19 protein-coding genes and 1 pseudogene are annotated in these 26,747 nt (G+C 57.1%); 13 read left to right on the top strand and 7 right to left on the bottom strand.

What is annotated here, in order from left to right; genetic code table 11:
* Window positions 1-56: 56 nt before the first annotated feature.
* The 4 genes and pseudogenes from WHX55_RS11225 to WHX55_RS11210 all read left to right on the top strand — a co-directional run.
* A complete protein-coding gene (locus WHX55_RS11225; protein ID WP_150752387.1) occupies window positions 57-2,084 on the top strand; it encodes a TRAP transporter permease in 2,028 nt (675 codons plus the stop codon).
* Window positions 2,081-2,509 (top strand): DUF1850 domain-containing protein, encoded by a 429-nt coding sequence (locus WHX55_RS11220; protein WP_150727209.1) that lies wholly within the window; start codon window positions 2,081-2,083, stop codon window positions 2,507-2,509. Before WHX55_RS11225 ends, WHX55_RS11220 begins: the two co-directional genes overlap by 4 nt.
* A gap of 454 nt (window positions 2,510-2,963) precedes the next feature.
* On the top strand, window positions 2,964-3,140 hold the full coding sequence (gene tnpB, locus WHX55_RS11215; protein ID WP_353742607.1) for an IS66 family insertion sequence element accessory protein TnpB: 177 nt from the start codon (window positions 2,964-2,966) through the stop codon (window positions 3,138-3,140).
* A gap of 15 nt (window positions 3,141-3,155) precedes the next feature.
* Window positions 3,156-3,872: pseudogene (locus WHX55_RS11210) on the top strand (IS66 family transposase); the annotation flags it as partial.
* Between the two features lie 27 nt (window positions 3,873-3,899).
* Here the strand turns inward: WHX55_RS11210 and WHX55_RS11205 are convergent.
* Entirely contained in the window at window positions 3,900-4,406 is a 507-nt protein-coding gene (locus WHX55_RS11205; RefSeq protein WP_353742606.1) for a GrpB family protein, read from the bottom strand.
* Window positions 4,407-4,844: 438 nt separating this feature from the next.
* Between WHX55_RS11205 and WHX55_RS11200 the strand changes: the two genes are divergently transcribed.
* From WHX55_RS11200 to WHX55_RS11160, 9 genes are all read left to right on the top strand, one after another.
* Window positions 4,845-5,873, top strand: coding sequence for an AraC family transcriptional regulator (locus tag WHX55_RS11200; RefSeq protein ID WP_353742605.1), 1,029 nt, complete (start codon window positions 4,845-4,847; stop codon window positions 5,871-5,873).
* 376 nt (window positions 5,874-6,249) lie between these two features.
* Window positions 6,250-7,440, top strand: coding sequence for an outer membrane protein transport protein (locus tag WHX55_RS11195; RefSeq protein ID WP_353743042.1), 1,191 nt, complete (start codon window positions 6,250-6,252; stop codon window positions 7,438-7,440).
* A gap of 120 nt (window positions 7,441-7,560) precedes the next feature.
* Window positions 7,561-9,012 carry a DUF1254 domain-containing protein gene (locus WHX55_RS11190; RefSeq protein WP_353743041.1) on the top strand — a complete coding sequence of 484 codons (1,452 nt, stop codon included), beginning with the start codon at window positions 7,561-7,563 and terminating at the stop codon, window positions 9,010-9,012.
* 151 nt (window positions 9,013-9,163) lie between these two features.
* Window positions 9,164-9,838, top strand: coding sequence for a DUF3313 domain-containing protein (locus WHX55_RS11185; protein WP_150672736.1), 675 nt, complete (start codon window positions 9,164-9,166; stop codon window positions 9,836-9,838).
* 96 nt (window positions 9,839-9,934) lie between these two features.
* On the top strand, window positions 9,935-10,747 hold the full coding sequence (locus tag WHX55_RS11180; RefSeq protein WP_353742604.1) for a transporter: 813 nt from the start codon (window positions 9,935-9,937) through the stop codon (window positions 10,745-10,747).
* Between the two features lie 197 nt (window positions 10,748-10,944).
* Window positions 10,945-12,369 carry a DUF1254 domain-containing protein gene (locus WHX55_RS11175; protein ID WP_353742603.1) on the top strand — a complete coding sequence of 475 codons (1,425 nt, stop codon included), beginning with the start codon at window positions 10,945-10,947 and terminating at the stop codon, window positions 12,367-12,369.
* 246 nt (window positions 12,370-12,615) lie between these two features.
* Complete coding sequence (locus WHX55_RS11170) at window positions 12,616-13,092, top strand: 2,4'-dihydroxyacetophenone dioxygenase family protein (protein WP_353742602.1); 477 nt, start codon at window positions 12,616-12,618, stop codon at window positions 13,090-13,092.
* 79 nt (window positions 13,093-13,171) lie between these two features.
* Complete coding sequence (locus tag WHX55_RS11165) at window positions 13,172-15,535, top strand: arylsulfatase (protein WP_353742601.1); 2,364 nt, start codon at window positions 13,172-13,174, stop codon at window positions 15,533-15,535.
* Between the two features lie 58 nt (window positions 15,536-15,593).
* Complete coding sequence (locus WHX55_RS11160; RefSeq protein ID WP_353742600.1) at window positions 15,594-16,862, top strand: anaerobic sulfatase maturase; 1,269 nt, start codon at window positions 15,594-15,596, stop codon at window positions 16,860-16,862.
* A gap of 4 nt (window positions 16,863-16,866) precedes the next feature.
* Here WHX55_RS11160 and WHX55_RS11155 read toward each other — a convergent pair whose 3' ends face one another.
* The 6 genes from WHX55_RS11155 to WHX55_RS11130 form a co-directional block, all read right to left on the bottom strand.
* Window positions 16,867-18,501 carry a 3-(methylthio)propionyl-CoA ligase gene (locus WHX55_RS11155; RefSeq protein ID WP_353742599.1) on the bottom strand — a complete coding sequence of 545 codons (1,635 nt, stop codon included), beginning with the start codon at window positions 18,499-18,501 and terminating at the stop codon, window positions 16,867-16,869.
* A 95-nt stretch (window positions 18,502-18,596) separates the two neighbouring features.
* On the bottom strand, window positions 18,597-21,032 hold the full coding sequence (locus tag WHX55_RS11150; RefSeq protein ID WP_353742598.1) for an MMPL family transporter: 2,436 nt from the start codon (window positions 21,030-21,032) through the stop codon (window positions 18,597-18,599).
* A 36-nt stretch (window positions 21,033-21,068) separates the two neighbouring features.
* A complete protein-coding gene (locus WHX55_RS11145; RefSeq protein ID WP_353742597.1) occupies window positions 21,069-22,094 on the bottom strand; it encodes a YCF48-related protein in 1,026 nt (341 codons plus the stop codon).
* A gap of 116 nt (window positions 22,095-22,210) precedes the next feature.
* A complete protein-coding gene (locus WHX55_RS11140; protein WP_353742596.1) occupies window positions 22,211-23,572 on the bottom strand; it encodes a DUF1329 domain-containing protein in 1,362 nt (453 codons plus the stop codon).
* Between the two features lie 33 nt (window positions 23,573-23,605).
* Window positions 23,606-25,435 carry a DUF1302 domain-containing protein gene (locus WHX55_RS11135; RefSeq protein WP_353742595.1) on the bottom strand — a complete coding sequence of 610 codons (1,830 nt, stop codon included), beginning with the start codon at window positions 25,433-25,435 and terminating at the stop codon, window positions 23,606-23,608.
* 68 nt (window positions 25,436-25,503) lie between these two features.
* Window positions 25,504-26,667 (bottom strand): acetyl-CoA acetyltransferase, encoded by a 1,164-nt coding sequence (locus tag WHX55_RS11130; protein WP_353742594.1) that lies wholly within the window; start codon window positions 26,665-26,667, stop codon window positions 25,504-25,506.
* Window positions 26,668-26,747: the final 80 nt, after the last annotated feature.

The following is a 26,747-nucleotide window of genomic DNA, read 5'->3' as shown; positions in this document are numbered from 1 at the left end:
CTTGGTTACCACTGCCCCATCGATTCTATCCAGCGTGGTCATGAGGCAGGCAGCTAATGAGTGACGAGCATCAGGGCATTTCCGCGAACCCGAGGGACTGGCCAAAAACCCTGTTTTACGTAGCGTTGCTGTTTTCGATTTTTCAAATCGTCACTGCGGCCTTTTCACCCATTTCAAGCCAGGTGCTACGTGCAGTACACGTCGGTTTCCTGCTCTGGGTGGTCTTTCTGAGTTACCCGGCTCACGGCAAGGCTCGTCCCTGGCAACCGCTGGCCTGGCTGCTCAGCCTGGGAGGGATCTTCACCGCCTTGTATCAATGGGTGTTCGAGGCTGACCTGATCCAGCGCTCCGGCGACCTGACGCCGGCAGACATGGTGATGGGTGTGTTGCTGATCGCTCTGGTCTTCGAAGCCGCCCGACGGGTGATGGGGATTGCGCTGCCGATCATCTGTGGCCTGTTCCTGGCCTACGGTTTGTTCGGTGAGTATCTACCCGGCGAACTGGCCCATCGGGGCTATGGCTTCGACCAGATCATCAATCAACTGTCCTTTGGTACCGAAGGGCTGTATGGGACGCCGACCTATGTTTCGGCCACCTACATCTTTTTGTTTATCCTGTTCGGCGCTTTCCTTGAAGAAGCCGGCATGATCAAGCTGTTTACCGACTTCGCCATGGGATTGTTCGGCCACAAGCTGGGGGGGCCGGCCAAGGTCGCCGTCGCCTCGTCAGCGTTGATGGGGACCATTACCGGCTCGGGGATTGCCAACGTCGTGACAACAGGGCAATTCACCATTCCACTGATGAAGCGCTTTGGCTATCGGCCCGCGTTTGCTGGCGGAGTGGAAGCCACCTCCAGCATGGGCAGCCAGATAATGCCGCCGGTGATGGGCGCGGTAGCCTTCATCATGGCTGAAACCATCAATGTGCCGTTCGTGGAAGTTGCCAAGGCTGCATTGATACCCGCCATCCTTTATTTCGGTTCAGTGTTCTGGATGGTTCATCTGGAAGCCAAGCGCTCCAACCTCAAGGGATTGCCCAAAGACCAATGCCCCAGCGCATTAGGCGCCGTAAAGGAACGCTGGTATCTGCTGATCCCTCTGCTGGTGCTGGTTTACCTGCTGTTTTCCGGGCGCACTCCACTGTTCTCCGGCATGGTCGGATTGGCATTGACCGCCATCGTGATTCTCGGCTCGGCGATCATTCTCAAGGTGCAAAACTTCGGTCTGCGTTGTGCGTTCTGGGTTGCACTGGGCGTGCTGTGCACAGGCTTTTTTCAACTCGGAATCGCTGTGATTTTTGCGGTCATTGCGGTGCTGATGTTGATGTGCTGGTTCATCAAGGGCGGCCGGGAAACGCTGATTATCTGCCTGCACGCACTGGTCGAAGGCGCACGTCATGCGGTTCCGGTGGGGATCGCCTGTGCGCTGGTGGGCGTGATCATCGGTATAGTTTCACTCACGGGCGTCGCCTCTACCTTTGCCGGTTACATATTGGCCATTGGCCGGGACAACCTGCTGTTGTCACTGATACTGACAATGGTCACCTGCCTGGTGCTGGGCATGGGCATTCCGACCATACCCAACTACATCATCACCAGTTCGATCGCAGCACCTGCCCTGTTGGAACTGGGTGTACCGCTGATCGTGTCGCACATGTTCGTGTTCTATTTCGGCATCCTCGCCGACCTGACACCACCGGTCGCCCTCGCCTGCTTTGCCGCAGCCCCCATCGCAAAAGAAAGCGGATTCAAGATCAGCCTGTGGGCAGTGCGCATTGCGCTGGCAGGTTTCGTCATTCCGTTCATGGCCGTCTATAACCCGGCGCTGATGCTGCAAGGTGACAATTTGTGGATGACGGCCTACATGCTGATCAAGACCATTCTGGCGGTCGGTCTCTGGGGAGTGGCGTCCACCGGCTATCTGCAACAGAAAATGGCCATCTGGGAACGCTTGTTGAGTCTTGGCGCGGGGGGCCTGTTGATCGTGGCGCTGCCGCTGACCGATGAAATCGGCTTCGCACTTGGGATTCTGGTGTTACTTCAGCACGTCTGGCGGTCCAGACACTCAGGGATGGCCAATGCATGATCGGCCTGTGCCTGGGCCTGGCCGGCGGCGTCTGGGCCCAGTTGCCGGTGTCCCATTTCACGCTCGCGTGGAACCACAGCATCGAAAAGATTCGCTGGGAGGAAGACTATCGCGTCACCCGCAAAGGTCTGGTCCTGGAAGAAGCCAGGATCCGCGGTAACGGTGCGGGAATGGAGATGCCTGATGATGCTCGATTGGAAAACGGTAGTTGGCACTTCCAGCGCCGTTTGCCGCCCCTGCAACCCCTGAAATTGGGACGAACCCCCGAGGCTGGCGACTACCAGCTGTGCGTTGACGGGACGTGTCAATTTATGAGCCGGTGGGTCGGATCACCCACCAGCAGCCAGCCTTTTCTACAGTTGTGGAGTTGCGAGACCGTCGGACAGCCGCCACAGGACAACATTCGAGCACGAAATCCCTACTGAAAAACCCCGCCAATCTGTTGCATCGACGGTTCAACTAGCAGTCGATAACGGCCCTTCTCAAAGGACAGTAACCGGCCAACTCTGTTGAAAAGTCGGTCTGTCCAAACTGCCTGCTCATTGGCTGGTGAAAACGCTTTTTTGCACACTGCCATGTGAAATCCGAATCCGGAAGTCTCTGACAAAAGCAAGGATTTCAATCTCGGACGCTTACTTTTCTGATGCGCAAACCATGGCCAACTTTTTCAACAAAATCGGCCAAAAAAGCAGTCACTTGGTAATCACGCAAAAAGTAGTACCGCTGCAAAGCGGCCGAATCCTGGTATTACGCAGACAGATTTGTCCTAACCGCTTGCTGCAAAACTTCGAGTGTCCATGGCTTATGCAGGAACATTGCGTGGGAAGGCAACCCCCCTTCGGGCATTGATCTATCGCCAGACGTGACGATGACAGGCAAGTGCATGACGGTGTGGGGATTTGGCTTGCAGCCCGGCGTTTGAATCAAGGGCGTTTCTTTTGGCCTGGTGTGCGACACGGCTCCGAAGTTGGGTTGGATGCCGAGCAACTTCAGGCCCTGGTACTCGGTTTACCTTGGCAACGCGTCGGTGCAGGCGGAATTATCTCGATGCTTTAACACTCGCCATGGCGCGCTTATGCCACCAGTCAGTTCTCCGATCTGGCTGCGGTCGTTTACGACTTCAGCCCGAGCCGTGCAGGCGAACATGCTCGAAACTTCCTCGGCCACTGGAACGGCAAGCTGGTCTGCGATGACTTCGCGGGCTACAAGGCAGGCTTTGAGCTGGGCATTACGGAAATCGGCTGCATGGCGCATGCGCGCCGCAAGTTCTTCGATCTGCACGCGACCAACAAGAGCCAGATCGCCGAAAAAGCGCTGCACTACATCGCGGCCTTGTACGAAGTTGAACGAGAGGCTCGCGAGCTGGAACCGGGTATCCGGCAGCGCATACGGCAGGACAAAGCAGCGCCGATCATCGACGCACTTCATACGTGGATGATCGCTCAGAGGCAGCTTGTGCCTGAGGGATCGGCCATCGCCAAAGCGTTGGATTACAGCCTCAAACGCTGGATAGCGCTGACGCGCTATATCAATGACGGTGCCGTGCCCATCAGTAATAATTGGTGTGAGAACCAGATTCGGCCGTGGGCAATTGGACGCTCGAACTGGTTGTTTGCAGGCTCGTTACGCAGTGGCAAACGCGCGGCTGCAATCATGAGTTTGATCCAGTCTGCGCGGTTCAATGGGCATGATCCGTATGCTTACTTGAAGGATGTTCTCACGCGTCTGCCGACGCAGCGGGCGAGTGAGGTTGCTGAGCTTCTGCCACATCAGTGGATACCCGTTTAGCTCTGGAGAACTGATATGAACACGGACTTAATCCCCTAGGTGCATATCCATCAAGGCGTCAATGTAGGGCGCCTTATGAGCGAGATATTCAGCAATTCCTCCCCGGTTGTTAGCTGCGAGCCGCAGCTTCAAATCCTGATATTGCTTGCAGATAGTGCTGTCTTCTCTCAACAGGTCGCGGAAACGTAACATTCGTGCAATCTGTCCATGACCAGCAACGCACACGTGTATTTTATGAGTTCTCACCCCATCAACATCGCGACGATAAAAGTGGTGTCCGGCGGAAAGATCTGCTCCCCGCACATAGCCCAATGTACGCATGAACTCGCTACGAGTCGCCTCATTTATATGCTCTAACACCACAACCAAGATGTCGATTTCTGGTTTGGCAGAAAGCCCCGGAACGGCGGTGCTACCAATATGATGAGTTTCGATAAGCTCAGCACCGAAGCCCTCCGCTATTCGTCGGTTTTCGGCGGTAAAAAGTAGCGGCCACTGAGGGTTATATGGAGAGATTTCACTGGTGAGGGCCATCAGTTGTCCTTGCATCATAGTCGAAGGGGTAGAAGATTAACCTCGGTTCAAAAATTTTGAAATTTCTCTGCGACAGCTGTGTTGGTAGACGAGTTTCGAAAGTCCCGACTGATGATTTCGAAGGGGCGTCTTGGCCGGACGCTCACGCTTCCTCGATCTATGGAAGTGGCTATTAGGGGGGAGCATAGTCTCTATGGACCATTTGAAAAAAAACGCATCCGTGCTAAAACCAATGTATTCAATATTATGTATTTTTGGATGCAATTAATGCGCACGACTCGTGTATTCGATGATTCGGCCCAAGGACTGAGGGGCGGCGCAGGACGGCCGCGAGGTGCCAGGCGCTGGCTCATGGGCGCTACGCTCTTTTGCTCGTCATGTGTCAGATGTTCGCCAGCGTGGCCAATGCGTCAGTTTCAGGAATGATAGCGAGCTAATATGCCCTCCAAAAAATCATCTTTAAGAATGAGCGGGCCTGGAGAAATTAGTACAAGCCCATTCCGTAGGTTCCCGGAAGTAGTTGACGCGATAGGGGGGTCCTCGCGAGGCGTTTTCAAAGACGCTGGTATCAGCCTTGAGCAATTTGCATATGAAGACAACCATCTCGCCTACATCGACGTTGCTCGACTGTTCAACACGGCATTCGAACACACTCAGTGCCCCCATATTGGCCTGTTGATCGGTGAGCGCTTTTCGCTGGATAATTTGGGTCCGGTGGGTCAGCTTATGCGTCTTGCGACTACACCAGGCGATGCATTGAACGACCTGGTCGGGCATGCCAATCTCTATGATCGTGGCGCGACCCCACTCCTTCTTCCCTTGGCGGGCCAACACAGTTTGTTGGGATATGTCATTTATCGCCACGACCTGCCCAATCAATCATTACTTGTTGACACTGCCGTCATGGTTGGCCTCCAAATGCTGCGGGCCTTATTAGGCGCTAACTGGACGCCAGTTCGCGTGCAGTTTTCATATCGCAAGCCATCCGATATCACCCCGTACGTCAGAAAATTTCGCTGCAACATTCAGTTCAACGCAAGCATCTCCGGACTTGTAATAAACAATCAGCAACTCCGGCAAATTCAATGTACGGCGAACCCACGCTTACACCATCTGCTAAAACTGGCTATTTCGACCGCCACGTCACCTTTGACGATTTCAGAACAAATAAAGAGTCAGGCATACGCTCTATTATTGAAAGGCCAGGCAAACTCCAGGCACATCGCCAGTCAATTCTCATTGAATGAAAGAACATTGCGACGCCGGCTGGATGCGGAAGGTTCTCACCTTAAAGAACTGATCACCGACTCCAGAAGCAACTTCGCGCGGCAGCTCTTGAAAGATACGGATTTGCCGATATCCACAATCTCTCAGGCCCTTCAATACCAGGATCCAAACGCCTTTTCCCGTGCATTCAAAACGTGGACCAATACGTCACCACAGCATTGGAGAAATGGGCTGGGGTAGCCTCCATTGAGGGTTGATTCGCCGATTTCCATACACCCGCGATACCGCGCGCACTGTCCGAAAATGCAAGGTGCCTTTCTGATGATTGCCGTAAAGTGAACGCAACAACAGGCTGGCTGCAAAGCTGATCTTCGGTTTTTGTGTGCTGTTCATGAGGCTGGCGATTAGTTGCACCTGCGGTTGGAGTTCCGCGCAGACACTCAAGAAAGCCGCACGAGTAAAAGACGATGCCCTGGCCTTGGGGCGATCCAAGCGATATCGATTGAGTGATCTGGTAGAGAGGGATTTCATGCCATTAAATAGAAGTGTGTTGTCGATTACTGTACTTGGTGCACTGACACTCTTGACCAGTGGCCGCAGTGTTGCCGGTGGCCTGATGTTGTACGAAACCGCCACCGACAACGTCGGACTGGCCAATGCCGGTGCAGCGGCCCGGGCACAAGGCCCTTCGACCATCGCCAGCAACCCCGCAGGCTTGAGTTACCTCAGCGGAACACAGATCTCCGCTGGCGCTCAGGTTCTTTTTGGTGACTTATCTTTTGATAAAGACAGTGAAACCAATACACCGGGCACTGGCAGTGGTAACGCGCTCAATCCCATACCGGGCGGCAGTTTCTTCATCAGCCATCAACTGGATGATCGGTGGTCCGTCGGCTTCGGCTCCTATGGCGATTTCGGCCTCGCTGAAAACTACGACAACGACTGGTCCGGCCGTTATTTCGTGCAGAACGCGAGCATTGCGGGACTGTCACTGGTACCCAGTGTCGCCTATCGCTTCAACGATCAATGGTCCGTCGGCGTCGGACTGAAAGCCATGTACGGGACGCTGAAGAGTGAAGCTGCGATTGATCAGGCGCCGCTCGGACTGACACAACGGGGTGACGGCCAATACAAATACCGGGACAGCACCTGGGGTTACGGCGCCAACGCAGGCGTGATTTATGCCCCAAAGCCCGGTACCCGGATTGGCCTGGCTTACACCAGTCAGGTTGACCTCGACTTCGAGGATCGCCTGGATGTGAAGAGCAGTGCTCCGTTGGTGAGCCGCCTCAACAGCGTCAACACCAAGATCGATCTGAAAGTACCGCAAACGGCGACCCTCAGCCTGTACCAGCAACTGGATACGCAATGGGCTTTTCTGGCTACAGTCAATTGGCAGGATTGGTCGAAATTCGGCGACATCGGCATTGACGTAGACACGTCCGGAACCGGTTCACGAGCCACCTCAATCGATGCGCATTACAAAGACACGTATCAATTGGCGCTTGGCGCTCAATACCAGATGAACCAGGACTGGGTCTGGGATTTCGGTGTCGCCTATGACACGTCCGCTGTGTCCGACGGTAATCGTACGCTCACCGTGCCCATGGGCGCCGCCTGGCGCTTCGCCACTGGCTTTACTTATTCGCTGAATAAAGAGACAGACGTGAATTTCAGTTGGGTCACAGTGTGGATGGGGGACATGCCAGTCGATCAGCAAAAAACGCTGTCTGGCAATCGTGTATCAGGCGAGTTCGACAACGCCTGGATTCAGGCCCTGACCGCCAACATGACTTGGCGCTATTAAAAAGTCGGCGAGGGTTTCAGGTCTTCAGATGACTTGACCGTGGACATGAACACTCACGACGTCAGCTTGCACAAAACCAACGAGGTGAAAATGAACAGGAAGTCTAACAGGGGCTGGACAATGGCTGCGGCGGTCGTCGTCGTGGGTTCAACGCTTTTCGCGGGGTGTGCGGGCAAGAACGATCCGATCGCGCAGGCCGACAAGGCAGATGTGGCCAAGGGCGTGGCCGCGCCGAGTCTGGAGCAGACCAAGGCGATCGCCGAGGAAGGCTTTATCTATGGCTTGCCGCTGGTCATGAACTACGCCGTGATGAACGAATTCGCGGTGGACTCCAGCTCCAGCCAGTTCAAGGCCCCCTTCAACCAACTGCACCACGACCATAAGGTCGCGACCCCCGCTGACACGGCCATCATTACACCCAACAGCGACACGCCGTACTCCTTTCTCTGGACCGACCTACGCGCCGAGCCGCTGGTGATCACCGTGCCGGCCGTCTCCAAAAAACGTTACTACTCGGTGCAGTTGATCGACGGCAACACCTATAACTACGGCTACATCGGCAGCCGGGCCACGGCCAGCGCGGCCGGGAGCTACCTGATCGCAGGCCCCGACTGGAAAGGTGCGACACCTCCAGGCATCGACAAGGTGTTCAACTCAACGACCCCTTTCGCACTGACACTGATCCGCACCCAGTTGTTCAATCCGGCTGACATGCCAAATGTCGAGAAGCTGCAGGCGGGTTACAAGGTCCAGCCGCTGTCCGCTTTCCTCCATCAACCCGCGCCACCCGTTGCGCCGAAGATCGCTTTCGTGCCGGCCACCACGGAGGGTATCAAGGCCAATTTCTTCGAGTACCTGTCGGCCGCGTTGGAGTATGTGCCAGCATCGGCTGAGGACAAGGCGATCCGGGCGAAGCTGGCCAGCATCGGGGTAGGCCCCGGTCGCAGCTTCGAATTCAAGGACCTCTCGCTCGAGCACAAGGCCGCGATCCTGCTGGGGATGAAGGCCGGCGACGAGAAGGTCGACAAGTTCCTCTCGAGCGGAATGAAAAATATCAACGGCTGGAGCGTCGGCGCATTCTTCGGCGACCAGGTGTTCTACAAAGGCGACTGGCTGATGCGGGCTGGCGCTGCGAAGGCTGGTCTGTACGGTAATGACGCCGCCGAGGCGATGTACCCCATTACGCGTACCGACGGCAGCGGCCAGACGTTGAATACCGGCAAGCACAGCTACACGCTGACCTTCCCCGCCGGCAAACTGCCACCCGTCAATGCCTTCTGGTCGGTAACCATGTACGACGGCAAGAGCCAACTGCTGATCAAGAATCCGATAAACCGCTACCTGATCAATTCGCCGATGCTGTCGGCCATGAAGAAGAACGCGGATGGCTCACTGACGCTGTACATCCAGAAGGATTCGCCGGGCAAGACCAAGGAGTCCAACTGGTTGCCGGCGCCTGACGACACGGCCTATCTGGTGATGCGCCTCTATTGGCCGAAGGCCACGCAGCCTTCGATTCTTCCCGCAGGCAGCGGCAGCTGGCAGCCGCCGGCAGTGGTGGCATCGAAGTAACGCGAACTTGCGGCTGCTTGCAGTTGGCAAGCAGTCGTTCGATTGCTCAGGCAGAGATCCAGCGGGCCTTATTGCCGAAAGGGCTGAGGCCACAGGGTCTGGCCTTGAATAAAAGACATTCAGGAACACAGCCCTCAAGGAGTACCGCTATATGAACTTCTCGCACAAATGGATAACGGGTGCCGCACTGAGCAGCTTGTTATTGACCGGTTGCGTATCGAAAGTTACCGAGCAACAACAGTACTCCGGCTTTCTGAAGAGTTATGGCGGCCTGCAGGAAACCACCTCGCCAAGTGGCGTGGAAGTGCTGCGCTGGGTGGCGCCAGGATTCAAGCCTGCGGATTATTCCACGGTGGTCTTCGAGCGTTTGGAACTGTATCCGGCGCCCAAGCCGGATGAACGCGTGGACCTGAAAACATTACAGGAACTGCAGGCCTACACCACTGAAAGCGCCAAGCAGGCATTGTCCCAAAATTACCTGGTCGTTCCAGACTCCAGAGATGTTCGCAAAGGCGAGCGAGCGCTGATCCTGCAGGCGGCAATCACTGGCGTGACAGCCACCAACGAAGGCATGAAATGGTACGAAGTGGTGCCGGTCGCGGCAGTCATAGGTGCAACTCAGGCCGCCACGGGGCATCGCGACCAGAATACCGAGCTGTATATCGAGGCGGACTTGATCGACGCCAAAACCGGTGCACCGGTCGCAAAAGCCGTGCGTAAAGTGTTTGGCGAGAACCTGAAGAACGCCAGCCAGAAAATCACCGCGAATGACTTCAAAGCGGCCATCAAGGGAATGACCAGCGACATGCAGACGTTACTCAAGTAATCGTCACTGCGGGTGCTCAAGCAGTTTCTGCCGATCGTTAGCGGGCCCCCTTGATAGTCGAGGAGCCCGCGGCGATCCGCATTCAAGGATTTCAACATGTACAAGCGCATTGAACGGCTTTTGCTCGCACTTGCGGCTTTCGGTATATCCGTTTCCAGTCAGGCTGACGATCAGGCGGAACTGGCTAAACAGTCATTGAATCCAGTCGCGGCACTGTACAGCTTGCCCATCCAATACAACTGGAATCAGAAAATGGGTCCCTCCGGCAATGGAATCCAGAGCGTCACCAATATCCAGCCGGTTCTACCCTTCTCACTCAATGACGATTGGAATCTGATCTCTCGCACGATCCTCTCGGTCATTGATCAGCATGGACTGGCACCGAGGGGCATCGCCGATAAAAGCGGAGTGGGCGACACCACGCAAAGCTTCTTTTTCTCTCCCAAAAAGCCGACCGAGGACGGCTGGATCTGGGGTGCAGGCCCCGCGCTGTTGTTACCGACCGGTAGTGATGAGCTACTGAGTAGCGAACAATGGGGGATTGGACCGACAGCGGTGGCGCTGAAGCAGGCCAACGGTTGGACGACCGGTATTCTGGCGAACCACATCTGGTCGCTGGACAACAACCCGGCCAATGACAAGGAGAAGGTCAATCAGACGTATCTGCAACCCTTTCTGGTCTATACCACAGCGTCGTACACCAGTTTTGGCATTAATACAGAATCCACTTACGACTGGGAAGCCAGGGAGTGGAATGTGCCGATCAACCTGTTCGTGACGCAATTGTTCAAAGTCGGCAAGCAGCCCATGAGTCTTCAGGTGGGGCCGCGATACTGGGCGGACAGTCCTGAGGATGGTGCACACGGTTGGGGCTTTCGGGTGGCGTATACACTACTCTTTCCCAAGTGAAACGATCCGAGAGATGTGCGTTTAGCGCTCGAATGATTGATCGCCTGCGATTCGGTGAGATTCGAGAAGTTGCCTCCTTGATGGGCACAGATATGCATCAAGATCGTCAGGGGGTTCCTGCCTTTGGGGAGTATCGCCTGATTAGCAGTTAGCTGACCGACACCCCCATCTAACACGAAAAATGGAGTTTCAGGTTCATGATAACCACACTACCGAGAACATTTGGCTGTGCGATGGTATTGCTCGCGTCCTTGGGATTTACGCACGCCCAGGCAGCGGACATCACTCCCGCCGAGACGAAAGCCATCGCCGAGGAAGGCTACATCTACGGTCTGCCCATCGTGATGAACTACGCGACCCTGTACGACTATGCCGTGGACAAGAACTCCGGCCAGTACAAGGCGCCGTTCAACCACATCCACAGCATGCACAATGTCTTTAGCTACAAGGACACGGCCATCGTCTCGCCGAACAGCGACACGCCATATTCCTTGATGTTCATGGACCTGCGTAGCGAGCCGATCGTGCTATCGGTACCGACGGTGGAGAAACCGCGGTACTACTCGGTGCAACTGATCGATAACAACACCAACAACTTCGGTTACATCGGCAGCCGTACCACCGGCAGCGAAGCCGGCGATTACATGCTGGTCGGCCCAGACTGGAAAGGCGTGACCCCGCCTGGCATCAAGAAGGTGTTTCGCTCCAATACACAACTCCTCTTCGTGATCTTTCGCACCCAACTCTTCAATCCGGCGGACATGCCAAACGTCGAAAAGATCCAGTCTGGTTATGCGGCTCAGCCGTTATCGGCTTATCTCAAGCAGCCCGCGCCGCCTGCCGCGCCGGCGATCAACTTCCCGAAGTTCGACAAGGCCCTGGCGAAGACCGACTTCTTCAAGTACCTGGGCTTTGCCTTGCAGTTTGCCCCGACCACACCGGATGAAGTGGCGATCCGCGCGAAGCTGGCCCGTATGGGCATTGGCGCCGGCAAGGACTTCAACTTCCAGGAGCTCTCCGCCGAGCAAAAGGCCGCTGTGGTCGAGGGCATGCAGGCTGGGCATGCGAAGGTCCAGAATGCGGTCAATCATCTCGGCACGCAGGTCAATGGCTGGAACATCGTGAGTTCCGGCGGTGATGCCGCGTTCTACAATGGCGATTGGCTAAAGCGTGCCGCCATCGCACAAGCGGGCATCTACGCCAACGACGCCGAAGAGGCCACCTATCCGATGGCCAAGATCCTGTCCGATGGGACGCCGCTTGACGGCAGCAAGCACAACTACACGATCACCTTTCCCGCTGGACAACTCCCGCCGGTCAACGCCTTCTGGTCGGTGACCATGTACGACGGCAAGTCGCAACTGCTGATCAAGAATCCGATCAATCGCTACCTCATCAACTCGCCGATGCTACCTGACATGAAGAAAAACGCAGACGGCTCGTTGACGCTCTACATCCAAAAGGACTCACCCGGCGCGGACAAGGAAAGCAACTGGCTGCCCGCACCGAATGATCTGATCTACATGGTGATGCGCCTGTATTGGCCAAAGACGGAAAACCCTTCCGTCCTGCCTCCTGGCAAAGGCACGTGGAGTCCACCCGCGATCGTTAAAATCAATTGAGCACCTAAGGGCGTCAGGGTTTCGCAGAGGCCCTGACGTCCGATTTGATCACCCAAAGGCCGACGGTGGCCGCAAACCGTAGATATTGTTGTTTTGGCGTTATTTGCACGGCACTCCGAATGCCGCGATTCAACGCCATTGGATGGATACCCCTCCTCAAGAGGGGGGCGGTGTGAGCACAGCCTGTTCACGATGCTCTTAACGCACCGTGTAAATCCTTCCACCGTCCAACAGAGAACAACAAGCATGTTTTATGAAAACATCGACACCTCCTCCATCAACGACGAGGACCTGCCGTGGGTTCCGTTCGCACCTTACAGCGATGAAATCTTCATCAAATACATCAAATGCGATCCGGTTCGCGGGGAAACCATCACCCTGCTCAAGGCCCCGGCCGGGTCTGCTCTGCCCAAGCACTATCACTCCGGTACGGTCATCGTTTACACCGTCAAGGGTGGCTGGAAATACCTGGAGCACGACTGGATCTCGACACAGGGCGGCGTAGTGTTCGAAACCGCGGGGTCCAGCCACACGCCGATCGTGCTGACTGAATATGGCGATGAACTGATCACCTTGAACATCACCCAGGGCGATCTGCTGTATTACGACGATAACAACAACGTCGTGGCCGTCGAGAACTGGAAATCCAGCGTGGATCGTTACCTGGCGTTCTGCAAAGCCAATGATATCGAGCCCAAAGACATCACCAGCTTTGCGGTCTGACCAGCCCTCCAACCTCCCGGCCGTCCGGTGTTCGACCGGGCGGCTGCGCCGTTGTAATGAATAAAAAACGGAGACACCCATGTCCCAGAAGCTGCAACCCGCCGGACGTTTCACCCTGAAACTCTGCGCACTGTTGGCCAGCTCGGTCGCATCCGCACAAGACTCGCTGCCCTTCCCGCCGACGCCTTCGGCCAGTGACGCCAAACCGACGCTGCAAGAATCGAAGCACCAGAAACGTCAACATCAATCCCGCCTTCCTGCCGAGGCCCCCAATATTCTGGTGATCATGCTTGATGACGCCGGCTTCGCGCAGTCCGACACCGTCGGCGGCGCAGTCCATACGCCGACCCTGAGTCGAGTCGCCGACAGCGGTGTGCGCTACAACGCTTTTCATACCGCTGCCATCAGCTCCGCAACTCGCGCCGCTTTGCTTACCGGACGCAACCATCACCGAGTTGGCAACGGCGTCATCGCAGAACTGGCCACCGACTGGGATGGCTACACCGGCAAGATACCCAAAAGCTCGGCGACCATGGCCGAGGTGCTCAAGCAATATGGCTACAGCACCGCCGCGTTCGGCAAATGGCATAACACACCACCCATGGACACCACGGCGGCCGGTCCTTTCGATACTTGGCCGACGGCCTACGGTTTTGAACATTTCTACGGTTTCCTGGCCGGCGAAACCTCTCAGTACGAACCGCGTCTGTACCGCGACACAACGCCAATCGAACCGGCGCGAGATCCGAAATATCACCTTAGCGAAGATCTCGCCAATCAGGCCGTAAACTGGCTGCAAGACCATCAGACCTACGCGCCGGAAAAACCATTTTTCATGTATTGGACACCGGGTGCCGTGCATGGCCCGCACCAGGTTAATGCGCAATGGACCGATAAATACAAAGGCAGATTCGACGGTGGTTGGGACGCCTATCGTGAGCAGACGTTTGCTCGCCAGAAAGCTCTGGGCTTTATCCCGCGGGACGCCGTCCTTACGCCGCGCCCGGCGGAACTCCCAGCCTGGGACAGCTTGTCTTCCGAACAGAAACAGTATCAGGCGCGGTTGATGGAGGTGTATGCCGGCTTCCTGGAACATGCCGACACGCAGGCCGGCAAGATCCTCGACGAACTGGAGCGTGAAGGTAAGCGCGACAACACGCTGATCTTTTATGTCTTCAGCGACAACGGGGCCTCTTCCGAGGGGATGGAGGGCACGATTAATGAGTTGCTGGCCCAAAACGGGATTCCAGTCCCCAAAGAGCAGCAGTTGAAAGTCCTCAACGAGATGTATGGCGGCTTGTCCGCACTCGGCGGTCCTAAACTTGAGAACATGTACAACGCCGCGTGGGCCTGGGCAGGTTCAGGGCCATTCGTAGGCACTAAACTGGTCGCCGGCTACTTCGGCGGTACGCGCACGCCGCTGGCCGTTTCCTGGCCGAAACAGATCAAGGCCGACGCCAGAGTTCGCGCACAATTCCACCATGTCAACGACATTGCCCCGACTGTCTACGACGTGCTGTCGATCACGCCACCCAAAGAGGTTAACGGTATCGCTCAGGATCCAATGGATGGCATCAGCCTGCGCTACACCTTCAACGACGCTCAGGTGAGATCGAAAAAACCGGCGCAATACTTCGAAGTCCTAGGCAGTCGTGGCATCTACAAGGATGGCTGGATGGCCTCGGTTTTTGGCCCGCGCAAACCCTGGGTGCAAGGTTTTGCGCAGTTCATGGGCTGGAATCCGGCGAATGATCAATGGGCGCTCTACAACCTGCAAGACGACTACTCCCAGGCCAACGATGTAGCCGCGAGTAATCCCGAAAAACTTGCGGAGCTGAAGGCCGAGTTTGACGTGCAGGCCAAGGCTAACCATGTCTTTCCGATTGGTGCCGGTCTCTACCCCTTCCTCGATCCGACTGCACGAATCTCCAGCAGCCAACGCGAATGGCATTTCAGCGATCGCGTCCATCGCTTTCCGGAATTTGCGGCCCCCAACCTGCGCAATCAGAACAGCAAAGTTGTCGTCGACGCCGACGTTCCAGCTAACGCCACCGGCGTGTTGTATGCCTTGGGTGGTATCGGTGGCGGGGTCAGTCTGTACATGGATGACGGTTTCCTGATCTACGAGTACAACGCGCTGGCTATCTCTCGAGTCAAACTGCGTTCGGCCGAACGAGTACCCGCTGGCAAAGTCAGTATCGAAGTGCTGACGACCCTGTCGTCAGCCAAGCTCGGAGGGCCGGCCAGCCTGAGCTTGCGACTTGACGGGCAGGAAGCCGCCAAAGGGGTGACGCCGTTCACTCCGGCACTGACGTTCACCGCCAGCGAAACCTTCGACGTGGCTGAAGACCTCGGTTCCCCAGTCACCCTGGACTATTTCGAGCGTGCGCCCTTCGCATTCAATGGCAAGGTCAAGGATGTACACGTGACGTATTTGCCTTGACCCTCAATGCCGCCCGGATAACCGGGCGGCAGACTGATGACTCCCGGACCCTGCCCCCATGCCTACCCACGAAACCCCGCCCCAGGGCTTGCATCTCATGGCCAAACCCGTCGGGCCGATCTGCAACCTCGATTGCAGTTACTGTTTCTACCTCGAAAAAGAACAGCTTTACCCGCCTCGGGAACGCTTCAGCATGACCGACGAGGTGCTGCGTCTGTATGTGCAGCGCTACATCGAGGCCCAGCCCACGCCTGAAGTCGAATTTACCTGGCAAGGCGGCGAACCGACGTTGCTGGGGTTGGATTTTTTTCAACGCGCGGTCCTGTATCAACGCCAGTTCGCAGGGAACAAAGTCATTCGCAACACGTTGCAGACCAATGGCACGTTACTCAGCGACGACTGGTGTGCATTCCTCGCCCGTGAACGCTTCATGGTGGGGATCAGCCTCGATGGCCCGCGATTCGTCCACGACCTCTATCGCCCCGACAAGCGCGGACGCTCCAGTTTCGATGACGTGATGCACGGTCTTGAACTGCTCAAGCAGCATGGCGTCGACTTCAACGTGTTGGTTACCGTGGCGTGCGATGTCGCCAGATTCCCCTTGGAAATCTATAGATTCCTCAAGTCTGAAGGCGTTCGTCATATTCAGTTCAACCCCGTGGTGGAACGCGAGCCCAGCGCCTCACAGGTCGGTCTGGGTCTGCATTTCGCTATCCCGCCAGAATTGCGCTTGCACGTGGTGCCGGAGCCCGCGATGGTGACGGAGCAAACGGTTGCCCCCGAGGCCTATGGCGATTTTCTCATCACGATTTTTGACGAGTGGGTGCGCCAGGATGTCGGCGAGGTTCATGTCATGAACTTCGAATGGGCACTGGCTTCATGGTGTCAGCTGCCGGCCTCGGTGTGCCTGTTCAGCCCGCGCTGCGGCAAAGCGGCGATCGTGGAGCACGACGGCAATGTCTACTCCTGCGATCACTACATGTATCCCGAGTATCGGCTGGGCAACCTGAAGACCGATGATCCTGCCGTGCTACTCGACTCTGCTGCGCAACAAGCCTTTGGCGCCGCCAAAGAACAGACACTGCCGACGTATTGCCAGCAATGCGATTACCGCTTCGCCTGCCATGGCGAATGCCCGAAAAACCGCTTCATGAATGCGCCCAACGGCGAGCCGGGCCTGAACTACCTGTGTCCGAGCTACAAGAAATACTTCCGTCACCTGACGCCCTACATGAACGCCATGGCCCAACTGGTCAGCCACAAGCAACCCGTGGCGTTGATCATGCAGGCCTTCGCCGGCCCGCTGATCGTGCCCCTGGATAAATAGCCTTTCAGCTCTGAAATCTGAAGTCGCGAAACTGTTCTCGAAGCTTCATCTTTTGCAATTTGCCGGTGGCGGTATGCGGCAGCGCTTCGACAAAGGCCACATCGTCCGGCAGCCACCACTTCGCCACGCGGCTTTGCAGCACCGTCAGCAGATCGTCTTTGCTCGCGGTTTTACCAGGTTTGAGCACCACCACCAACAACGGCCGTTCCTGCCATTTGGGATGAGGGATGCCAATCACCGCCGCTTCGGCGACGGCCGGATGACTGACGGCAGCGTTTTCCAGATCAATCGAGGAAATCCACTCGCCACCCGACTTGATAACGTCCTTGGCGCGGTCGGTGATCTGCATGTAGCCGTCAGTGTCGATCGTTGCGATGTCACCGGTATCGAGCCAGCCCTCGCTATCAAGAATCTGCCCTCCCTCGCCACCGTAATACTGGCTGGCGATCCACGGTCCCTTGACCAGTAGTAGACCGCAAGCCTTGCCATCTCGCGGTAGTTCCGCGCCTTGCTCATCGACAATCTTCATCGACACCCCAAACAACGCCCGCCCTTGTTTGGCCTGCAAGTCGAGCACTGCTTCCAGCGGAGCATCACGGTGTTTGGGCAACGGATTGCAGATGGTGCCCAGCGGGGACATCTCGGTCATCCCCCAGGCATGCAAAACACGCGCATTGAAACGTGTTTCAAACGTATCGACCTGGCTGCGCGGCGCGGCGGCTCCGCCGATCACCACCCGGTTCAGGCACAGCTCTGTCGCCGGTTGCAAAGCCTGCGCCTCAACATGCTGTTGCAACATCATCCACACCGTCGGCACACCCAGCGCCAGAGTCACCTGTTCATCACGCATCAGCGTGTAGAGGCTCTCGCCGTCAAGTGCGGCGCCCGGCAACACCAATTTGGCGCCACACATTGCGGCGGCATACGGCATCCCCCAGGCATTGACATGGAACATCGGCACGACCAACAACGCTGAATCCGCCGCCGATAGACCGAAGCCATCCGAGGTACACAGCGCCAGCGAATGCAGGATCGAAGAACGGTGCGAATACAGCACACCCTTTGGATTGCCAGTGGTGCCCGAGGTGTAGCACATTGACGATGCCGTGCGCTCATCGAACTCAGGCCAGATGAAGTCATTGCTGTGCTCGGCGATCAGGTCTTCGTAGCACATCAAACCAGGCACATCGATTGTCGGCATTTGCTCCCGGTCACACAGAGCGATGAACGCCTTGACTGTCTTCAGGCGCGGTGCGATCTGCTCGACCAGCTCAGCGAAAGACAGGTCGAAAAGCAGGTACTGATCCTCGGCGTGGTTGGCGATGAATTCGATCTGCTCGGCGAACAGCCGTGGGTTGATCGTATGCAGTACCGCGCCCATGCCCGACACACCGAAATACAATTCCATGTGCCGGTAACCGTTCCAGGCCAGGGTGCCGATTCGCTCGCCAGGTTGCACGCCCAACGCAACCAGCGCATTGGCCACTTGTTTAGCGCGTTCGCCGATGTCGGTGTAAGTGCAGTGATGCACCGCTCCATCTGCCGTGCGTGAGGCAATTTCGGTGTGCGGATGCGCCTTCAGCGCATGTTCCAGAACGGAAGAAATCAACAGCGGTTGATCTTGCATCAAGCCCAGCATGGTTTGTGTTCCTTTTATTCTTGTTTGATGTCGATGTTTCAGAAATGGCAGAGACTCGCAGGTAGCCGAGCGGATAAATCATGCAAGCAACCGTTTCAAGGAGCACGACGGAGCAGGAAATGCGACAGTGCAGGGATCAGCACCAGGGCGCCGACCATGTTCCAGATGAACATGAACGTCAGCAGGATGCCCATGTCGGCCTGGAACTTGATCGGCGACCAAGCCCAGGTGATCACGCCCGCCGCCAGGGTGATGCCGACCAGCGCCACCACTTTGCCGGTGAACGCCACGGAGTTTTTGTAGGCTTCGGTCAACGACAGACCGGCACGCTGCTGAGCCAACTGAACGCTGAGCAGATATAGCGCGTAATCGACGCCGATGCCGACACCCAAGGCAATCACCGGCAAGGTCGCGACCTTCACGCCCATGCCCAGCCAGACCATCAACGCCTCGCAGAGAATCGACGTCAGCATCAACGGCACGACCGCCACCACCACCGCTCGCCAGCTGCGGAAGGTGATGAAGCACAGCACGATCACCGCGCCATACACGTAGAACAACATGGTGCGATTGGCGTCGCGCACGACGATATTGGTCGCCGCTTCGATCCCGGCGCTACCGGCGGCGAGCATGAACTGCCGATCGTCGTTGCTGTGTTCACGGGCGAACTGATCGGCCACTTTGACCACGTGATCGAGGGTTTCGGCCTTGTGGTCAGAGAGATAAGCGATCACCGGCATCATCGAACAATCACTGTCGAACAGTTCCGGGTTGTTCACCGAGGCCTGTTGCGCGCCGTAGTTCAGCACGTTCTGGTTGCGCGCGACGGTCAGCATTTTCGGGTTGCCTTCATAGGAACCCGCCGTGATCTGGCGCACCGCGTTGACCAGAGACACGGTAGTCTGCACACCCGGTTGTTGTTGCAGCAGCCAGCCGAGACGATCGGCTTCCACCAGGGTTTCGTACTTCAGGCAACCTTCGCTGGCGGTTTTGACCATGACCGCAAACTGGTCGCTGGACAGCGAATAGTTGGCCGTGATGTAGGCGTTGTCGCGGTTGTAACGTGAGTCGGCGCGCAGCTCGGGTGCGCCCGGATCGAGATCACCAATTTTCAAATGCGTGCTGACCATGAAGCCACCTGCCGCCAGCAACCCGGCCACCACCACCGCCACCGTCGCCCAGCGACGCTCGGTAAAGCGGTCAAGCAGGCTCCACAAATTGCCCAGCCCTTTCCCCTCCACCTCCTGTCTTTCCTGACGCAAGCTGCGCGCCGCCGCCTTGGGACTGACACCCCAATAAGACAGCAGCACTGGCAGCAACACCAGGTTGGTAAAGATCAAGACCGCCACACCAATGCTCGCGGTGACGGCCAGGTCCTGGATCACCGGAATGTCGATCAGCATCAGTACCGCAAAACCCACGGCATCGGCCAGCAATGCGGTCAGCCCGGCCAGGAACAGGCGGCGGAAGGTGTAACGCGCGGCGACCAACTGATGGGTGCCGCGTCCGACGTCCTGCATGATCCCGTTCATTTTCTGCGCACCGTGGGACACGCCGATGGCGAACACCAGAAACGGCACCAGAATCGAAAACGGGTCGAGTGCATAACCGAACAAGGTGATCAGGCCCAGTTGCCAGACCACCGCAACCACCGAGCACAGAATCACCAGCGCGGTGCTGCGCACGCAACGGGTAAAGCCAAAGATGATGGCCGTGGCAATCAGCGCTGCGGCGCCGAAGTACATCATGATCAGCATCAGGCCATCGATCAGATCGCCCACCAATTTGGCGAAACCGATCACGCGAATCTTGATCGGGCCTTTGCCCTCTTCACCGGCAACGTGTACCGCGTTGCTGCCGGCAAACTCAAACTTGTTGCGTAGCTGCTCTTCAAGTATCCGCGAAAAATGGTGATAGTCGATTGCGGCGCCCGTGACCGGATCCTTCTCCAGCAGCGGCACCACAATCATGCTCGATTTGAAATTATTGCCGACGAGACTGCCGATGATGCCGGAACGGGCAATGTTCAAGCGCAGTTGCTCGACCCCACTGGCCGAGCCGTCGTAGGAGTCCGGCATGACCGGGCCACCACGAAAGCCCTCCTCCGTGACCTCGGTCCAGCGCACGGCAGGCGTCCACAATGACTTTATCCAGGCCCGGTCCACGCCCGGGGTCAGGAACAAGGTGTCATTAACCTGCTTGAGCACCTCCAGGTATTTCGGGTCGTAGAGGTCGCCGTCGGTGTTTTCCACCACCACTCGAACCGTATTGCCCAGCCCGCGTAACGACTGGCGATTCTCAAGGTAGTTTTTGATGTACGGCTGACTCTGCGGAATCATCTTTTCGAAGCTGGCATTGAGCGCCAGCCCAGTGGCCGCGAAATAGCCCAGCAATACCGTCACGATCAGGCAGGTCAGCACCACCAGCAGGCGGTTGTTGAAAATCAGGCGTTCAAGGACATTGCCGGAGCGTGCATCGAAGCCCTTCAGCTCTCGGATCACCGGCATCGTATCGAGGTTGTAGTTACCCATGAAGTGGCTCGTCTCTTTTTATTATGTGGGGTGGGCTCATTCGAAGGGCAACTGGCGCAAGCCCCGTGCGCCTGCAACCACCACGGTGCCTGATACGATGGCCTGCGCCGCAGCGGCGGGCCCCAGGCGGTCTTGTGGCTTTTGCGTGAAACTTGCTCCGTCGTCGGTGCTGACAAGCACATGCCCTGCCTGGCTGATCAGGATGATTCGGCCGTCGGCGGTGATCGTGCTCGCAGTGATGCTTGAGGACAAACCCAGTTCAACCTTGTCCCAGGTCACGCCGTGATCGACGCTGCGATAAACATTACCCCGCAGGCCATAAACGAGCACAGCGCCCGGTTTGCCGGTGATGCCGAAATAGCTGCCGCTGTAGGGCGTCGGGATGTTGATGAAGCGTTGCGTTGCAGGGTCCAGTTTCAATACCAGGCCTTGCTCGCCGACAATGAACAGGTCATCGCCGATTGCACGCATCCCATAGAAATTCAGCGCCCCCGGATTTTCGGTGCGATCCATCAACGGAACCCAGTTCCGGCCGCCGTCTTCGGTGCGGAAAATCAGATTGAATGCGCCGACGATATATCCGGTTTTGTCATTGGCGAACCAAACGTCCAGAAAAGGTTTGTCAGCCCCTTCATCGACCATTCGTTGAGCCTCGGCCAATAACGCATCATTGGGCTGTTGCCCTTCTTGCCTCTTAAAATGTTCGAGCATGATCTGCCCCACCTGACGGCCATCGAGCTGACGCGTCCAGGTTTCACCCCTGTTATCGCTGTGCAACACAATGCCGTCGTGCCCGACCGCCCACCCCTGCGTCGGGCTCGGGAACTGCACGGCCACCAGATCGGAACTCACCGGCACTTCTGCCTGGTGCCAGCGGACGCCGTTATCATCGGAATAAAAAATATGGCCGCGTTGACCCACGGCGACCAGGCGCTTACCTGCACTGGCCAACCCGGTGAACGTCCCGCCAATCGCCTTTTCACTCTGAATCGCGGGGCTCGACAGCACGTCGACAAAATCGGCGGCGACGACGCATCTGGTAAATGGCAGGGCCAACGCCACGGTTAGCGCAGTGAGCGCAATCCATCTAAATGTATTCATGAGGTTTACTCGGCAAAAAAAGCCACCGAACAGTGCGGTACACACTGTCGGCGACAAAAAAACATCTGCGTTATGGCTCAGCGAATACCCGTGCCGGCCAATGACTCAGGTGCCCACTGCGCTTTCGAAAGCGGGTCGATGTATTTGACGCCGCCGTACGGGCCGTAGATGCCGGTGATGTTGTAGCTGCCAGAGACAAAGTCATAAATCATGTGGTTATCGGAATTCGGCGCCTGCACGTCATAGCTGTATGCCAGGTGTGCAAAGGATCCGCGGTACAGCTTGTCGCTGGCGTCGTATTCATCCGAAGCCAGGGCGATCCAACTGTCTTCGTCGAGGTAGAAGGTGCGCTTGCTGTAGATGTGGCGTTTGCCTGGTTTCAGCGTGGCTTCAACCACCCACACGCGGTGCAACTCCCAGCGCATCAGGTCCGGATTGACGTGATGCGGCGTGGTGATATCCGCAGCGACCTTGTGATAGTTCAACTTGTAAGTGTTGTAAGGAATGATCATTTCCTTCTTACCGACGAGTTTGAAGTCGTAACGGTCCATTGCGCCGTTGAATACCCAGGCATCGTCATAGGTCGAAGCACCGGCCGAGCCAGGGTTTGGCGTGTCGTAGGCGATATCCGGTGCGAGTTTCACGCGGCGCTGACCTGGCAGGTATTGCCAGCCACGGCGCTCCATTTTCAGAGGGTTGACGGCATCCTGCACCAGGATGGCTTCGCCTGCGCGACGAGCCGGGGCCTGGTAGTAGAGTTTGGTCTTGAAGAACAGATCCGTCTCTTTCGCCGGTTCCATACGCTTGGGATCGTACAGCGGGTATTCCAGATAGGCATTACCAGACGTGGCCAGAATTGCCCTCCCGGAACTGTCGACGTTCCAGGAGTCATATTTGATATTGGTGGCATAACCCTGATAACGCAGCAGGTGGTTCCACATGGCCTCGTAGCCATCTTTCGGGATCGGGAACGGAACGCCCGGCAACGCGTTTTCCAGTGCGACTCCGCCTTCGAGTGTTTTGGTGCCGACGGCGTTTTTTGCGGTGTTATCCAGCAACCGCTGAGGCAGCGCAACGCTGCGATGGGTCGGAAACACATCGACCCGGAACGTCGGGTAACGCTTGAGCAGTTCTTGCGTGGTCGCGGTCAGTTTGTCAGTGTATTGACTGACGTTTTTGCCATCGACGACAACGCGTGGCTTGTCGGCCTCATAAGGGTCCGGACGGAACGAACTACCCGGTTGAAAACTCGCCGGCGCCTTGGTGAGGCCGCCGGTGTAGGGCGGAATGGTGTTGTCGGCATTGCCGGCCTTTTCAGCGCCGACGCCTGTCAGGCTGTTGCCGAGTCTGGCCGCTTCATCGGGGGACACGGCTGCGTGTGCCGCACCAGCGATGGTAACGGTCAATGCGGTGAACAAAAGCGTGTTGACGAATTTCATGGAGTGACTCCTGCTATCAAGCAAAGACTTCGATCAAATGGTCGTTTTGAAGGTAAAAGTGACCATGCCCCGATCCTTGAGCTGAGGCTGGGTACCGCCGAAAGCAGTGGTCTGCCCCGGTACGCAGTTGTATTGGCCATTGGCCCCTGGTGCGGCGCCTTGGCCCTGTGCACCTGCACCACCAGCTGAGCCGCAAGTGTCGAACGGACCAAAGTTGTCCACGTACTTCAGGTCAAACCGGTACTGGTTATGCACGTCCATGCCTACGCCCACCGAGTAACTTCCGGAGTCCTTGTTACCCCCGAGCTGAACCGACGAGTTGCCCGCAAGGCCGACGCTGTAGTTGGCCGGCAGGTACATATCGATGCCGGGGAACACCTGATACCAGGTCGGGTTAAAGTTGACGCCCAGGACGTAGTTGTCCTTGGTGACCTTGTCGACACCGCGATACCAGTCTTCGCCTTTGAACAGCTGCTTGTTCTCGGTGACGTCCAGCCAGCGGCTGTAGGCGAGTTCAACCAGCAAGGTCGAGCTGTCCCAGACTGGTGTCGCACCGAAAGTGGTCAAACCGTTGAGCACCGCGTGCACGGTGTTGCCTCGGGCCACGCCGTTGTCACCATCAAAACTGCTGATGAAGCCTGGCAAACCGGCAGCACCGGCTGCCGGACTGACCGTTGCCGGCACGCTGGCTAGCGGCATGTTGTGGCGATAGTTCAGGTCGAGACCGACGCTGACACCTTCTATGCTTTTCGACAGGCTGATGCCGTAGATGTCGATGTCGTCGACATAGAACTGGTTGTAGCTGCCGGCATTGCCGGAGATCAGTTGCGCAGGGCCGATTGCCGTTGGTTGCAACACCAGGTTCGGCAGAATGTCGGAGGTTTTGCGGTAGTAGAAACCCAGCGTGCCCTGCAGCCATTCCGGGCTCCACTTGGCCATCAGGCCGAAATCACCTTGCTTGTCCGGGGTAAACGTATGCCCGTTGGTCAGCCGTAAAAACTGGTTGGCACCCAGTGGACCGGGTGTGCCAAACAGAGGGTTTTGGCCGCCGATCAACGACAGGTTGTGCCCGCCATTTTGAATGCCGTCGTTGAACCCCAGATAAGTACCCGACTCCGGCAACCGCGCGGCGTCCCAGTCCAGGAAGTACTGCGCGGCGAGGGTCAGTTCCGGGTTAATCGTTAAACTGGTGGACAACTGATTACGCGGAATGAAAAGTTCTTTGGCTTCTGTTCCCGGGACCGCCAGCGACTTGGAAATATCCAGGCCGGACTGGCCATAACTGTTGCTATGGGCAAAGGCGAGGATGCTTTCGCCCCAGTAAACGGTGTGCTTGCCGAGCTTGCCGCTGAGCAGTGATTCATCGCCGACTTCAATGCTGCCAAACACGAAGGCATCAAGGATTTCCGAAGAAGGACCGTTGTAATACCGATCGGCGTAACCACTCTGGTGCCGGGAATCCGGCCGGCCGCTGTTGAACTGATTGGTCGAGGCGTTGTCGCTGCCTATATCGTCGTAGGCGTGGTCGTACCAGGTGTTGGCGCTGACACGGAAACCGACTTTTTCTTTGTAAACCACGTCCAGTTCAGACAGCACATCCAATCGTTGAGCCACCGCACTGCCGGAGGAAAAGTTGCGATCCCCGTCATTGTTGTTCCACGAATTGGCCAACTTACTGTTGGGGGCCTCCACACGCTGGGCGTAGTTGAACTTCAGCGTGTTGTCGAAACGAACCGCAAAGTCTTCATTCCCCGTGTTGATCTCCACAGCCCCCACGGGCGCGATGCCCAGGCCGGTGAGAATGGCGGAGGCCAACAACCCTTTGCGAAGGTTTGCATGGCAGATCTTATTATTTTTGTTCATCTAGCTTGCCACCTGCTCTATGGTTTACGAAAAGTCATGGGTTGAATCACGGCGTAGTGAGCCTCCTCTCAGGTGCGCTGCAAAAGGGTGACCGATACCGCCCGGCCAAGGGCGGTGCTATGTTGTAAAGCCGTGCGGGCACCAGCAATTTGCCTGCCGTCGGCCATGCCGCGCAGTTGCCAGACCAACTCGACCAGTTGCGCCAACCCGGTGGCACCCGGGGCGTGACCACGTCCCAGCAAGCCACCCGATGGGCACACCGCATTCATCTGTCCTTTCAGGCAGTGTCCTTGATGCACGAATCGATCGATCTCGTCCTCCCGGCAAAAGCCCAGCGCGGCGCTATTGATCATGAAGTCGCCGACGCTTTGGTCGTGCAGTTCAACCACGTCGATGTCTTCCGCACCGAGGCCCGCCTGCTGATAGGCCAACTGCGCGACTCGCCGGGTGGTGGCCTGTCCGAGCACATCCAGCACGCAACCCGATTCCTGCTCTGAAGCGCTGTCACTGCCCCTGGCACTGGCCAGCACGGTGACGTCCGCCCGAGCGCCGAAGCGCAGGGCGAAGGCCGGGGTACAGAGCAAGATGGCCGCCGCACCACAGGCTGGCGGGCACAGATAAGGCGGGAGCCAGCCGTCGCGATCCGGCACGCGGTTCAACACGGCGTAGGGATTGAGCCCGGCCTGGGCCCGCGCCCGCTCAAGCACTTGATCGAAGCTGCTTTGAGCAATGCCCATGCGTGTCAATAACCAGCTGCTTTGGGCAGCGAACAACAGCGCCGGTTGCTGTCGACGCTCGATAAAGCCGATGGGGTTCTCACCCTGCCTGACCTTTGCCGACTCATCACTAGCAAGATCTTTCAAACCGAAAAACTCACGATTGGAAATGCGTGCCGGCATGCACTCGACGCCAACCAACAGGACACATTCAGCCTGGCCGCACAGCAGGCTATTGCGGGCCAGCTGGAAAGCACTACTGCCCGACCCACAGCCATCGCCGAGGCTGAAAATCGGCACGCCCGAGTAACCAATCTGCGACAGCATCTGCTCGGCGATACCGGCTTCACCGTGTACGCAGGAAGTAAACACCTGGTCGACCAGGTCATAGTCGATCCGCGCATCGGCCAGCGCCGCACGAATGGCTTGCCCCGCCAATGCCGCATGACTGTCAGAACCACCCAGCGGTAGAAACGGCACCATTCCTGCGCCGGCGATCAGCACTCTTTCAGACATGAACCTGCTCCCACTCGCCGATACGTTGGCGCTTTTGTGAGGTCAGACTATTGCGAAGTCGAAAAGCGAACCCCCCCATT

The organism is Pseudomonas fluorescens (assembly GCF_040448305.1).
In the GTDB taxonomy this organism is placed as follows: domain Bacteria; phylum Pseudomonadota; class Gammaproteobacteria; order Pseudomonadales; family Pseudomonadaceae; genus Aquipseudomonas; species Aquipseudomonas fluorescens_BH.
This window is presented reverse-complemented; position numbering and strand designations above follow the sequence as displayed.

What these genes read in the sequence shown, in the direction of transcription:
- WHX55_RS11225 (WP_150752387.1), top strand. Translation starts at nt 57, where the DNA reads ATGAGTGACGAGCATCAGGGCATTTCCGCGAACCCGAGGGACTGGCCA.
- WHX55_RS11220 (WP_150727209.1), top strand. Translation starts at nt 2,081, where the DNA reads ATGATCGGCCTGTGCCTGGGCCTGGCCGGCGGCGTCTGGGCCCAGTTG.
- WHX55_RS11205 (WP_353742606.1), bottom strand. Translation starts at nt 4,406, where the DNA reads ATGGCCCTCACCAGTGAAATCTCTCCATATAACCCTCAGTGGCCGCTA.
- WHX55_RS11200 (WP_353742605.1), top strand. Translation starts at nt 4,845, where the DNA reads ATGCCCTCCAAAAAATCATCTTTAAGAATGAGCGGGCCTGGAGAAATT.
- WHX55_RS11195 (WP_353743042.1), top strand. Translation starts at nt 6,250, where the DNA reads ATGTTGTACGAAACCGCCACCGACAACGTCGGACTGGCCAATGCCGGT.
- WHX55_RS11190 (WP_353743041.1), top strand. Translation starts at nt 7,561, where the DNA reads ATGGCTGCGGCGGTCGTCGTCGTGGGTTCAACGCTTTTCGCGGGGTGT.
- WHX55_RS11185 (WP_150672736.1), top strand. Translation starts at nt 9,164, where the DNA reads ATGAACTTCTCGCACAAATGGATAACGGGTGCCGCACTGAGCAGCTTG.
- WHX55_RS11180 (WP_353742604.1), top strand. Translation starts at nt 9,935, where the DNA reads ATGTACAAGCGCATTGAACGGCTTTTGCTCGCACTTGCGGCTTTCGGT.
- WHX55_RS11175 (WP_353742603.1), top strand. Translation starts at nt 10,945, where the DNA reads ATGATAACCACACTACCGAGAACATTTGGCTGTGCGATGGTATTGCTC.
- WHX55_RS11170 (WP_353742602.1), top strand. Translation starts at nt 12,616, where the DNA reads ATGTTTTATGAAAACATCGACACCTCCTCCATCAACGACGAGGACCTG.
- WHX55_RS11165 (WP_353742601.1), top strand. Translation starts at nt 13,172, where the DNA reads ATGTCCCAGAAGCTGCAACCCGCCGGACGTTTCACCCTGAAACTCTGC.
- WHX55_RS11160 (WP_353742600.1), top strand. Translation starts at nt 15,594, where the DNA reads ATGCCTACCCACGAAACCCCGCCCCAGGGCTTGCATCTCATGGCCAAA.
- WHX55_RS11155 (WP_353742599.1), bottom strand. Translation starts at nt 18,501, where the DNA reads ATGCTGGGCTTGATGCAAGATCAACCGCTGTTGATTTCTTCCGTTCTG.
- WHX55_RS11150 (WP_353742598.1), bottom strand. Translation starts at nt 21,032, where the DNA reads ATGGGTAACTACAACCTCGATACGATGCCGGTGATCCGAGAGCTGAAG.
- WHX55_RS11140 (WP_353742596.1), bottom strand. Translation starts at nt 23,572, where the DNA reads ATGAAATTCGTCAACACGCTTTTGTTCACCGCATTGACCGTTACCATC.
- WHX55_RS11135 (WP_353742595.1), bottom strand. Translation starts at nt 25,435, where the DNA reads ATGAACAAAAATAATAAGATCTGCCATGCAAACCTTCGCAAAGGGTTG.
- WHX55_RS11130 (WP_353742594.1), bottom strand. Translation starts at nt 26,667, where the DNA reads ATGTCTGAAAGAGTGCTGATCGCCGGCGCAGGAATGGTGCCGTTTCTA.